Source organism: Sphaerisporangium corydalis (genome assembly GCF_025506355.1).
GTDB lineage: Bacteria > Actinomycetota > Actinomycetes > Streptosporangiales > Streptosporangiaceae > Sphaerisporangium > Sphaerisporangium corydalis.
Genome location: NZ_JANZYP010000057.1, coordinates 18118 through 29963, shown reverse-complemented (window position 1 = coordinate 29963; position 11846 = coordinate 18118). Strand labels below are relative to the sequence as shown.

The window sequence follows — 11846 nt, the reverse complement described above, 5'->3', positions numbered from 1 at the left end:
CCCGAGGGGGCAATACCGGGCGGGGGTCGCCCCCCGCACGCGCCGTGGCGGGCCTCAGGCCCGCCACGGCGGTCGCGTTCCTAGGCCGCCGGGCCTCCCCGAGGCGATCCCCGCGCGCCCGGCGGGCGACGTCTACGCGCACTGGGCGAGCATGGCGTCCTTGTCGGGGCCGGTCACGGCGAGCTCGTACTTCAGCGCCACCTGGGCGAACCGCACGGCGTAGGAGCAGCGGACGACCTTGGACGGCGGCAGCCAGGTCGCCGGCCCGGAGTCGCCCTTGGAGGAGTTGGTCGACCCGTCGACCGGCATGAGGTTCAGCGGGTCGTTGGCGATCTGGACCCGCTTCTCCTTGGTCCACCGCGACGCGCCCATCTGCCAGTCGTACGACAGCGGCATGACGTGGTCGATCTGGACCTCGGAGGCGTCCTGCTTCTTCCACTCGATGGTCCTGCCGGTGTAGGGGTCGTGCAGCGTCAGGGACATCAGCACGCATTTCGAGCCCGACCGGTACTTCAGGTCCTCGCCGTCGCGGGCCAGGACGTCGTTCCGGGTGTCGCACCCGTTGTGCGCGAAGGGGACGCCCTCGGCGCTGTCCGCCCACGCGTACCCGAACTCGTCCCGGTCGTAGCCGGTCTTCGCGCCTCGTCCCTTGGTCGGCACCGTGCCGATCAGTTTGACCGCCGCCGCGCGGTCCTTGTCCGATTTGATCGCGGCCAGGCCGCGTTCGGTGCCCTTGGGATTGTCCAGCGGAACGACGCCGGTCGAACCGCCGCCGTTGTCCCCGGATCCCGAATCGGCGCCGGTACCGGCGCTGTTGGCGTCGATGGGGCCGCATCCCATCAGCATGACGGCCACCGCTGCCCCGGCCACCATCGCGCGAGATCCACGCAGACGCACTGCCACCCCCAGGTAAAGAGAAAGTAATACCTAGGCATAGCAACTACCCCTGAAAGCCGCAATTACGGCAAAGCCCCGAGGGAAATGACCAAGCCCAGGTGGATCCGGATCGGTTTCTCGGGGGGAGACGAAAGGCGGGCGGGGCAGGCCGATCGGACGACCTCGGCGCCCTGCCGAGCCGCCGACGATCATACGATGCGCGGCCCCGCCGGACACCGATCGCCGACGCTACGGGAGCGTGCGGGACGAAAGCCCGCGGCGACGCCCAGGGCGGGCACGGATCCGCGAAACGCGCGCAACCGGCGCGGGCTCGATCAATGGTCCGCCGGCGCCCATGACGGACCCTCATTCACGAGAGGCGCGGGCTCGACCAGCGGCCAGAGGGGTCACGAAACACACGAACCCGCGGGCCACGCAGGCGCCGCGGGTCGCGGAGGTGAGATGGTACGGCCGGTCAGGTCCTGCCGTAGGCGTCGTCGAGACGCTCGATGTCGTCCTCGTCGAAGTGGCCGAAGGCGACCTCGAGGATGCGCGTCGCCGGCCCGGAGGAGCTGAGCCGGTGGGTCTGGCCCGCGCGGATCAGCGCACGGTCGCCCACCGACGGCTCGACGCGCTCACCGTCGATCTCGAACACGGCGCCGGGGTCGAGCGCGACCCACAGCTCGTCGCGGTGCTCGTGGCGCTGGAGGCTGAGCCGCTGCCCCGCCGCGACCTGAATGATCTTTACGGTGGACGTCTCATTGAGGGTGAACCGCTCGAAACCGCCCCATGGGCGCTCGTCTCGGACCACCGCGGCGAGCCGGTCGATCTCCAGCACACTGCCCTCCTGCGAAAACATGAATATGGGTGACTCGTGAACGTGCCGGTGCGACTCTCTCACACATCGGCGAAGGGCACGGCGGCGCCCCGGTCAGGTGAGCAGGAACCCGCCGTCCACCGGCAGGACCGCCCCGGTGATGTACGACGCCGCGTCCGAGGCCAGGAAGACCGCGGCGGCCACCAGCTCGGCCGGGTCGCCGATCCGTCCCATCAGCACGCGGTGCTCCAGCTGGTGGTCCAGGTATCCCGGCCGGTACGCCGAGGTCATCTCGGAGGTGAAGAAGCCCGGCTCCAGGCAGTTGACCCGGATGCCGCGCCGCCCGGTCCACTGCTGGGCCAGGTCCCTGGTCAGCCCGGTGATGGCCGCCTTGGACGCGCTGTAGGCCGCCTGCGGCAGCCCCGCCGTGGTCTCGCCGAGGATGCTGCCGATGTTCACGATCGACGACCCGGGTGGCATCACGCCCGCGCACGCCTGGGCCATCCAGTACGAGCCGTGCAGGTTGACGTCCACGACCTGCCGGAACTGCTCAGGGGTCTCCCTGAGCGCGGGCACCGCCGTGCCGACCCCGGCGTTGTTGACCAGGACTCCGACGCCGCCCAGCTCCGCCACGGCGGCCTGGACGAGCGCCTGGCAGTCCTCCGGCCGGGTGACGTCGGTGACCACCGCCACGCAGCGGCGCCCGGTCTCCTCGACCAGGCGCCGCGTGCCGGCGAGCAGGTCCGCCCGGCGGGCGCCGATCACGATGTCCGCGCCCGCCTCGGCCAGCCCGCGGGCGAAGGCCACGCCCAGCCCCGAGGACGCCCCGGTGACGATCGCGACCTTGCCGTCCAGCCTGAACCGGTCGAGCATCGCGGCTCCTCCCATCCGAATTATCGAATGGGATCCTAGAGGCCGTACTCCTTGGTGATGCGCTCGTGCCGCTCCACCTCGATGCCGGCGCTCCGCGCCAGGTCGAGCCAGGCCAGAGGGTGCACCCACCGCTCGGTCGCGTCGTCCAGCAGGGCGTCGACCTCGACCGGCTCGACGTCCGGCGGCACCGCGATCCAGCCGTACACGCCCTGGAGGCGCTCGCCGCTGGTCGGGTGGGACACCGAGTAGTTCTCGTCGCTGTAGACCCACATGGGCCAGCCGCGCTCGGCCATCACCTCGTTGAACTCGGTCCAGTCCTCCTCGCTGGGCGCGGCGCCGTCGAAGAACCAGCTCGTGTAGCCGCCGGGGCGCAGCATCGTCACGCCCGCGAAGGGGATGACGTACCCCTCCTGCTCGTCCGGCCCCTCGGGCACCGGCTCCAGCGGGCGGGGGTCGACCACGACGACGTCACCGGCGTTGTAGTCCATGCCGCGGGGCTGGGGGATGAGCAGCCGGGCGGTGGCGGGGCCGGTGCGCACGGCGAGCACCTCGCGCTGGCTGCCGTCGGAGACCGGGAGGACGACCCGGACCAGGTGCCACTCCTCCTCGATGGGGCCCTCGGGGGTGTCGAGCGGCATGCCGAGCGTGGCGGCGCCCGTGCGGACCAGTGCCCAGTCCTCGGCGGCGGTCGCCATGACGATCATGCGCCAGGTGTCCTCCTCCTCGCCCGCCCCCGACTCGACCAGGTCGCGCAGGATGGCCGCGCCCTTGGCGTTCTCGCCGAGCTGCTGTGCCGCGCCCGCGAGCAGGCGGCGGGCCTCCAGCGCGACGGTGCCCTCGGCGCCGGCGGCCAGGGACAGCTCGGCCTCGGAGGTGGTCTCGGCCCACCGGTCGCGCGCGCGGTGCAGCCGGGCCAGCGCGAGGTGCGCGGTCGGCGCGGGAAGCATCGCGGCGAAGCTCTCCAGCCGCTTGTCCTGGCCCGCCTCCACCAGCACGCCGGTGAGGTAGGCGACGTCCTCCTCCTCGGCGGCGGCCGGGTCGGCGTCCTCGACGATCGTCTTCCACAGGATGTCGGCGCCGAGCGGCGCGTACCCGAGGAAGCCCAGGGTCGTGGTGTGGCGGCGGGTGGCCTCCAGGTCGGTGCCGGACAGCGGCCAGAGCCAGCCGACCCAGCGCTCGGGGTCGGCGTTGTGGCCGTCGGCGGCGTCGAAGTAGGCGACCAGCTCCGCCTCGGGGCCGGGGGCCGCGGGGGCGGTCGCCGCGGCGGCGGAGGCGCGCAACGCGGCCACCCGCTCGGGCAGCCCGCCGGTCCCGCGCAGGTCGCCCAGCCACTCCTCGGCGAGGTCGGCGAGCGCCTCGGCCTGCCAGATGCCCTGCCGGGCCACGGCCAGCTCGCCGGCGATCAGGGCCAGCTCGACCCGGCCGCGGTGGACGCCCATGGTCTCGAAGTACGCCATCCACTGGCGAAGGACGCGGCCGAGCTGCCAGGTGTTGCTGATGACCTGGTCGAGCAGGCGCACCGCGCGCGCCCACTCCACCCAGTCGCGGGGGTGGTCGCCGACGACGTCCAGGTCGGGGAGCGCTTCGAGCGCCTGGGCCGGGCGCCCGGCCGTGCCGAGCACCAGCGCGCGCAGCACACCCTCGCGGTGGTCCTTGGCCACCGGGTCGTCGGCGGGGAAGTCCTTGGCGGAGTCGAGCTCGACCAGGGCCTCCTCGGCGCGGCCGGCGGCCAGCAGCACGCGCACGCCCATGGCGGCCAGCTCCCAGCTCACCTGCCCCTCGGCGCCCCTGCGGCCCGCGACCGCCGACTCGTAGTAGGTGACGGCCTGCTCGGTTTCGCCCGCGTCGGACAGCGCGGACACGTACTGCGTGACGAGCCCGCAGTAGGCCGGCGAACCGGGCTCGACACTCTCCAGCGCGGCGCCGAGCGACGCGAGGCGTTCCGCGGCGTAGCCGGGGCCGTCGATGTTGGCCTGGCAGACGGCCAGCCCCTCGACGGCGGCGGGGACGGACGGGCAGTCCTTGGTGTCCTCGCGCCGCGCGAACTCCAGCAGGGCCTCGCAGTCCGCGAGGGCCACCGCGCCCTGCGCGCGGTCGCCGATGCGGCTGACCAGGTGCCAGTGCCGGGCGAACAGCTCAAGCCAGGGCAGTTCCAGCGCCTCGGCCTGCTGGGCGACCGCCGGCGCCATCACGTCGAGCTGGGCGTACCGGCCTTCGAAAGCCTGCGCGGGCAGATCGCCCAGCGCGATGGCCAGCCCGGTGTTCCCCGCTTCGGCCAGTTGCCGTTGGGTGTCTGCGACCCAGGCCCAGATGTCCACGTCCATGGCAGGTCAGTCTGCCAGTTCACGGAGCATGCCCCAAACACGCGGGCGTTGCGGTGGGGAAGCGAGTGGCCCAAAGCACTTCAAAATGCTGAGGGCACCTGATGGGTTCTCCTGAGAGCGGAAGCCGCCCCACCGCGCCCAGAGGTCGTCCATAGAGCCGGAACGCGGCGAGCCGCGCGGGCTACACGAGCGCGGGGGTGTCGCCGGACGCGACCAGGACCGCCGGGCCGCTCAGATGGCTGGTGGTCCCGTCGAGGGTGACCGACAGCAGGCCGCCGGGGACCTCCACCGTCCAGGTGCCCGTGGTCTCCCCCGCGAGGTGCGCCGCGGCCACCGCGGCGGCCACCGTCCCGGTGCCGCAGGACCGCGTCTCACCGGCGCCGCGCTCGTGGACCCGCATCACGACCCTGCGCTCCCCGACCAGGTTGAGCAGTTCGACGTTGACGCCCTGCGGGAACACGGCGGGGTCGAAGCCGGGCTGCGCGGCCAGGTCGAGACCGGTCACCGGCTCGCCGGTCACGCACGCCAGGTGCGGGTTGCCCATGCTCACCACGAGCCCTTCGTACTCGCGGCCGCCGACCGTGGCCACGCTCTCGCCGAGGACCTCCGGCGCGCCCATGTCGACGCTGACGTCACCCTCGCGGTCGAGCCGTACCGTCCGGACGCCGGACCGGGTGACGACGCCGAACTCACCGGGGTCGGCCAGCCCCGCGGCCACGAGGTAGCGCGCGAAGACCCGCAGGCCGTTGCCGCACATCTCGGCCATGCCGCCGTCGGCGTTGCGGTAGTCCATGAACCACTCGGCGTCGCGCCCCGGGCCGGCGCGGCCCGCGATCTCGACGGCCTCGGGGCTGAGCTTGGCGGGCACCACGCGCAGGATCCCGTCAGCCCCGATGCCGGAGCGCCGGTCGCACAGCGCCGCGACCTGCGACGCGGTCAGTTCGAGGCTCCCGTCGCGGTCGGGAAGGATGACGAAGTCGTTCTCGGTGCCGTGGCCCTTGAGGAAACGCATGTCACCAAATCTTACCCGGCGGCCCGCTCCGGCACTCGTCCGCCCAGGTCAGAGCCACCGCGGGATCAGGGTCAGCGCCTGTTCGACCAGGTCGGGGGCGTCGAAGGGCAGCCAGCGCATGCGCGGGTCGCGCCGGAACCAGGACTCCTGGCGCCGGGCGAACCGCCGCGTCGCCCTGACGGTCTCCTCGCGTGCCTGCTCCTCGGTCCACTCCCCCGCGAGGAACCGCAGCACCTGGGCGTAGCCGAGCGCCCTGCCCGCCGTGCGGCCGCGCGCGAGACCCTGCCCGTCGAGGGCCCGCACCTCCTCGACGAACCCGGCCGCCCACATGCGGTCCACGCGGACGGCGATGCGCTCGTCGAGCAGGGGGCGCGGCACCCGCACGCCGATCTGCGTGCTCTGGTCCGCCGCGTCGTAGGACGGCATCGTGGCCGAGAAGGGCCGGCCGGTCAGCTCGATCACCTCAAGGGCGCGCACGACGCGGCGCCCGTTGCTGGCGAGCACCGCCTCGGCCGCGACCGGGTCGAGCTCCTTCAGGCGCTGGTGCAGGGTGCCGGAGCCGACGGCCGCCAGCTCCGCCTCCAGCCGCGCGCGGATCCCGGGGTCGGTGCCGGGGAAGTCGAGGTCGTCCAGGGCGGCCCTGACGTACAGGCCGGACCCGCCCACCAGGATCGGGACGGTCCCCCGGGCGCGCAGGCCCTCGATCAGGGGCCGGGCGGCGCGCTGGTACTCGGCGACGCTCGCGGTCTCGGTCACGTCCCACACGTCGAGGAGGTGGTGGGGGATCCCGCGCATCTCGGCGCGCGTCAGCTTGGCGGTGCCGATGTCCATGCCCCGGTAGAGCTGCATGGAGTCGGCGTTGACGGCCTCCCCGCCGAGCCGGAGCGCGAGCTCGACGGCCAGGTCGGACTTGCCCGCGGCGGTCGGCCCCACCACCGCGACCACCGGCGGCCTCCCGTCCGGGGTCCTGCCCGGCCGGACGCCGTCCACTACAGGTCCCAGTCGAGGGTCGGCGGGAGGTAGCCCTCAAGGGTGAGCAGCCACCGTTTGGAGTCGACCCCGTCGCCGCCGCTGAAGCCGCCGAGGCCGTTCCCGGCGACGACGCGATGGCACGGCACGATGATCGGCACGGGGTTGCCGCCCATGATCGACCCGATGGCCCGAGCGGGGACGCCCGCGCCGCTGTCCCTGGCCAGGTCACCGTACGTCGTCACCTTGCCGTACGGGATCCTCTCGTACAGCGTGCCGAGGACCCGCCGGCGCAGGCTGGACAGCATGCGCCAGTCGACGGGGACGGTGAACTCCCGAAGCTCCCCGGCGAAGTAGGCGGCCAGCTCCTCGCGGGCCCGCGCCGTGCGGCCGGGATCGTCCACGGCGGGCACGCCCAAGCGGTCGAGCACCTCGCGCCGTACACGGTCCCCGTCGCGGAACGCGGTCGCCACCACGCCTTCCTGGGTGACGGCGGCCAGCACGTTCCCGAGGGGGGTCGGCACGCTCCCGAAGGCGACGTCTACCATCTGATCATTTCCATCCGCGCGCTGGTCGTCACCGGCACGGCCCGGCGCCATGCCCTTCCCTCAACGTAACCACAACCGGGCGCCTCACGTTCCGGTCTCCCTGAGGTGCCAGCGGGCCACGAGGTAGCCCACCCCGTAGGGCGCCGCGTCGTAGATCAGCTCCCCCAGGAACCGGGGTCCCGCGGCGCCGGCCAGGACCTGGAAGGCCGCCCGGCCCGCGACCTGCAGCTCGGCCGCCTCCTCAGGGTCGAGGGCGGCCAGGGCGCCGGCGTCGGCCTCGCCGAGCGCGCGCCCAAGGGCGTCGTTGTACGGCCCGGCCGCCGGCGCGAGGTAGCCGGGTGAGCCGAGGGTGAGCCTGGCGGAGCCGTCCCCCATGACCAGCAGCGCGACCCGCCGCCCGCGACCCGCGATCTCCGCGCCCAAGCGGGCGCACGCTTCGGAGGAGGCGCCCATCGGCACCGCCTCGTACCCCGCGACCGGCCCCACCCCTGCCTGGCCGGCGAGCAGGCCGCCGATGGTCAGGGACAGCGGGAGGACCGGGTCTCCCGGTCCGGTGCGGACATCCGCGCCCCACGGCGCGAGGCTGCCCGCCGCGTCCGGGCCGTACGACTCCGCGGCCTCGGCGCCGCCGACCACGATCAGCGCGTCCGGCCTGGAATCGGCCAGCGAACGGACGGCGGACGCGCAGGCGTCCCGCAGGCCGTCGAGCTCCGGCGCCGCCGCCCCCGCGAGCTCGGGGACGATCAGCGGAGGATGCGGGCAGATGGCCGCGGCGACAAGCACAAGATCAGGCTAGTGCGTCGTCTCCCTGGCCCCGCACCAGGTGGCCTGGCACAGGAACGGTGACACGGCGAACCGGAGGCGGGACGGCGCGGGCCCAGCCTCCGGTTCGCCCGAGTGATCGGGGCCGTCTAGTTGCCGCCGAAGTCCTGGGTCCACCAGGGTCCGCCCGCACCGAGGTGCACGCCGACGCCGATGGCCTTGAGCTTGCAGTTCATGATGTTCGCGCGGTGCCCGGGGCTGTTCAGCCAGCCCTTGACGACCGCGTCGGGCGTGGCCTGGCCGCGCGCGATGTTCTCGGCGAAGGTGTTCGAGGTGTACCCGGTCGCCTTGATGCGGTCCCACGGCGAACGGCCGTCGGCCGAGGTGTGGTCGAAGTACCCCTTGGCCGCCATGTCGTCGGAGTGACCCCGGGCGGCCTTGCGCAGGAGTTCGTCGATGCGCAGCGGCCCGCACCCCTCCTGCTGCCTGGCGACGTTGGTCAGGCGCGCCACCTCGTCCTCGGCCGTGACCAGGTTCGATGACTGCCCCGCCGGCGGCTTCGGAGTCGGCTTGGGCGGCGTCTCCGGCTTCTTGGAGGGGACGGCCGACGGCTTGGCGCTCGGCTTGGCCGACGGCTTCGCCGTGGGGGTGGCCGGCGTGCTGGACCGCGGCTTCGGCGTGAAGAGGTTCTTGAAGAAGTCCGCGCCCAGGCCGGAGAACTTCTCCGGCGGCTGCGGCAGGGGGTTGACGTACCCGGCCGGGGAGTCGGCGCCTTGGGTCCCGTTGGTCCCGGTCGCGCCGGTCTCGGACTTCTTGTTCTTCGCGCTCTCGGCGTTACCGACGGGCACGGTCTTGCCGACCGGGGAATCCGGCTGGTCGGCCTTGTCCCCGGAGCCACCCGAGGTCCCTGAGGAGCCGGACGTACCCGGGTCAGAGGACCCAGAACCCGTCGAACCCGAGGACCCGCCGGACCCCGAAGAGCCCGTGTCCTCGCCGGACGCGTCGTTGGGGTCGGTGGCGACGTCGCCCGAGTCCTCCGCGGCGTCGCCGGGGTCCGCCTTCTGCTGGGTGGCCTGGCGGGCGGCGCTCGCGTCGCTGACGGTGGCGCTGCGGTTCGTGAACGCGATCACCCCGCCCGCGGTCACGGCCGCGGCCAGGACGGCGGCCGCCGCGCTGATCGCGAGGGTCCGTCTGCCCGAGCCCGAGGGCGGCTCGGAGGAGAGGTGTTCGGTCATTGGTACATAGCTGGACTCGTCGTAGCGGCCCGGCGACAGACGGTCGTGCCGATCCATGTAAGTGACTCCTGCGGCCTATCGGGGGGAAAGCGCTCCGGCTTCCGCGGGCGGTGGTCACACTAGCCCCATAGAACGAATTACCGCACCTCAATCACGGAAGAATCACGACTTGTCATCACTTGGACCGATCTCATGGCGGGCGCTGGGGGCCTTCACCGGTGTGACGGCGGCCTTCGCGATCGCGGCATGGGTAATGACCCTTGGTAACGCTCCAACGGCGTCCGGATGGGCGTCCCCGCCGGGGAATCCGCCCTCGTCCCCGTCGGCGGGCCCGCCCTCGCCTTCGAGGCGTCTCGCGTCGCGACCGGACCGCCCGGCACCCCAGCGGATGCCTCCCACGCCCACGCCCTCGGCGCGAAAAGTCCCCGCCGTCCCGTCCGAGCTGTTCGTGGGGTTCGTCCCCGCGCCTGGCGGCGGAGCGCGGCGGTACGGTCCTGGGGCCGTACCGGCGCCCGTGCGGCGCGTGGACCCGCAGGTCACCGTGGCGGAACCGTCCTCGCCGGGGACCAGGCCGGAGCCGCGCCCGACGCACCGCCGGTCGCGGCCGTCCCGCCGGCCGGACCCGCCACCGGCGCACCGCCGCGAGGACCCGCCCTCGCCCTGGAACCGGGAACCGCCGCCGCCGCGCCGCCCGGCGCCCCGCCCCGGCCCGATCCCGGAGCCGCCGCAGGACCGTCAGGCCGCGTGCGCGGCCTTCACGAACTTCCGGCGGGAGTACTGCGATCGGCTGTTCGCCGAGCGGGCCGATTTGTGGTGAACGAACCGGTCACCACGGCCGTATGGACAAATATGCACGCAGATCACGAACGCCGGAGGACCGGCATGCCGAGGGAGACCGAGCCCGGCGTGCCCGAGCCACCGCCCGTGCCGCCCGCGCCCGTGCCGCACGCGGCGTTCTCGCGCGCCTCCCAGGCGTCGCCCGCGCGCGTGCGCCGCAGCGCCAGGGCGGGACCGTCGGCGACCAGATGGTGCGGAGCGGCGTAGGTGACCTCGACGGTGGCCATGTCCCCCGGCCTCGGCGGCCCGTCACCGGGCGCGCCCTCGCGCAGCGCGGGCACGAAGTGCACCAGGCGGTTGTCGGCCGCGCGGCCGGACATGCGGTGGGTCGCCTCGTCCTTGCGCCCCTCGCCCTCGGCGACCAGCACCTCCAGGGTGCGGCCCACCTGGGTCTTGTTCTCCGCCCAGGAGATGTCGTTCTGCACGGCGACGAGCCGCTCGTACCGCTCCTGCACGACCTCCTTGGGCACCTGGTGCTCCATGGTCGCGGCCGGGGTGCCGGGCCGGATGGAGTACTGGAAGGTGAAGGCGTTGGCGAAGCGGGACCGCCGTACGACGTCGAGCGTGCCCTGGAAGTCCTCCTCGGTCTCGCCGGGGAAGCCGACGATGATATCGGTGGAGATGGCCGCGTCCGGCATGGCGGCGCGCACCCGCTCGATGATCCCGAGGTAGCGCTCGGCCCGGTAGGAGCGGCGCATGGCCTTCAGGACGCGGTCGGAGCCGGACTGCAGGGGCATGTGGAGCTGGTGCATGACGTTCGGCGTCTCGGCCATGGCGGCGATCACGTCGTCGGTGAAGGCCGCGGGGTGCGGCGAGGTGAAACGCACCCGCTCCAGCCCGGAGACCTCACCGCAGGCGCGCAGCAGCTTGCCGAAGGCGAGCCGGTCGCCGAACTCGACACCATATGTATTGACGTTCTGCCCGAGAAGGGTGATCTCCAGGACGCCGAGGTCGACCAGGGAGCGGATCTCGCCCAGCACGTCGCCGGGACGCCGGTCCTTCTCCTTGCCGCGAAGCGCCGGGACAATACAAAAGGTGCACGTGTTGTTGCAGCCGACCGAGACCGACACCCACGCGGCGTACGCCGACTCGCGTTTGGTCGGCAGGGTGCTCGGGAAGACCTCGAGCGACTCCTTGATCTCGACCTGCGCCTCCTGGGCGACGCGCGCGCGTTCGAGCAGGACGGGCAGCGAGCCGATGTTGTGCGTGCCGAAGACCACGTCGACCCAGGGGGCCTTGCGGACGATCTCGCCCTGGTCCTTCTGCGCGAGGCAGCCGCCCACGGCGATCTGCATGCCGGGGTTGCTCAGCTTGGCCGGGCGAAGGTGGCCGAGGTTGCCGTACAACCTGTTGTCGGCGTTCTCCCGGACGGCGCAGGTGTTGAACACGACCACGTCGGCGGTGTCGCCGGCGTCCGCGCGGATGTACCCGGCGTCCTCCAGCAGCCCGGACAGACGCTCGGAATCGTGGACGTTCATCTGGCATCCGTACGTGCGGACTTCGTACGTACGGGCGCGCTCCTCGGTGACAGTCATCTCAACAGACAAGGGTAGGCGCTCCACGAGGGTCGCCGCACGCCACACTCCCCATATG

The 11846-nt window shown here is 72.9% G+C and carries 11 protein-coding genes; 1 reads left to right on the top strand and 10 read right to left on the bottom strand.

Annotation, left to right across the window (positions count from 1 at the left end):
- Positions 1-132 precede the first annotated feature (132 nt).
- The 9 genes from NYZ98_RS30760 to NYZ98_RS30720 all read right to left on the bottom strand — a co-directional run bounded on the left by NYZ98_RS30760 (position 133) and on the right by NYZ98_RS30720 (position 9473).
- Complete coding sequence (locus NYZ98_RS30760) at positions 133-873, bottom strand: HNH endonuclease family protein (RefSeq protein WP_262847085.1); 741 nt, start codon at positions 871-873, stop codon at positions 133-135.
- A 478-nt stretch (positions 874-1351) separates the two neighbouring features.
- Positions 1352-1714: a phosphomannose isomerase type II C-terminal cupin domain gene (locus NYZ98_RS30755; protein WP_262847084.1), complete on the bottom strand. Its 363-nt coding sequence runs from the start codon at positions 1712-1714 to the stop codon at positions 1352-1354.
- 93 nt (positions 1715-1807) lie between these two features.
- Positions 1808-2566, bottom strand: a complete 759-nt coding sequence (locus NYZ98_RS30750) for an SDR family NAD(P)-dependent oxidoreductase (RefSeq protein WP_262847083.1) — start codon at positions 2564-2566, stop codon at positions 1808-1810.
- A 35-nt stretch (positions 2567-2601) separates the two neighbouring features.
- Positions 2602-4890: a tetratricopeptide repeat protein gene (locus tag NYZ98_RS30745; protein ID WP_262847082.1), complete on the bottom strand. Its 2289-nt coding sequence runs from the start codon at positions 4888-4890 to the stop codon at positions 2602-2604.
- Between the two features lie 181 nt (positions 4891-5071).
- A complete protein-coding gene (gene dapF / locus NYZ98_RS30740; RefSeq protein ID WP_262847081.1) occupies positions 5072-5902 on the bottom strand; it encodes a diaminopimelate epimerase in 831 nt (276 codons plus the stop codon).
- Positions 5903-5950: 48 nt separating this feature from the next.
- Positions 5951-6847 carry a tRNA (adenosine(37)-N6)-dimethylallyltransferase MiaA gene (miaA, locus tag NYZ98_RS30735; protein WP_262847080.1) on the bottom strand — a complete coding sequence of 299 codons (897 nt, stop codon included), beginning with the start codon at positions 6845-6847 and terminating at the stop codon, positions 5951-5953.
- Between the two features lie 44 nt (positions 6848-6891).
- Positions 6892-7419 (bottom strand): methylated-DNA--[protein]-cysteine S-methyltransferase, encoded by a 528-nt coding sequence (locus tag NYZ98_RS30730; protein ID WP_262847079.1) that lies wholly within the window; start codon positions 7417-7419, stop codon positions 6892-6894.
- A gap of 84 nt (positions 7420-7503) precedes the next feature.
- Positions 7504-8202 (bottom strand): class III extradiol ring-cleavage dioxygenase family protein, encoded by a 699-nt coding sequence (locus NYZ98_RS30725; RefSeq protein ID WP_262847078.1) that lies wholly within the window; start codon positions 8200-8202, stop codon positions 7504-7506.
- 128 nt (positions 8203-8330) lie between these two features.
- Positions 8331-9473, bottom strand: a complete 1143-nt coding sequence (locus NYZ98_RS30720) for a CAP domain-containing protein (protein ID WP_262847077.1) — start codon at positions 9471-9473, stop codon at positions 8331-8333.
- 331 nt (positions 9474-9804) lie between these two features.
- Between NYZ98_RS30720 and NYZ98_RS30715 the strand changes: the two genes are divergently transcribed.
- Positions 9805-10233: a hypothetical protein gene (locus NYZ98_RS30715; RefSeq protein WP_262847076.1), complete on the top strand. Its 429-nt coding sequence runs from the start codon at positions 9805-9807 to the stop codon at positions 10231-10233.
- A gap of 43 nt (positions 10234-10276) precedes the next feature.
- Here NYZ98_RS30715 and miaB read toward each other — a convergent pair whose 3' ends face one another.
- Complete coding sequence (gene miaB, locus NYZ98_RS30710) at positions 10277-11731, bottom strand: tRNA (N6-isopentenyl adenosine(37)-C2)-methylthiotransferase MiaB (protein ID WP_380706292.1); 1455 nt, start codon at positions 11729-11731, stop codon at positions 10277-10279.
- Between the last annotated feature and the right edge of the window lie 115 nt (positions 11732-11846).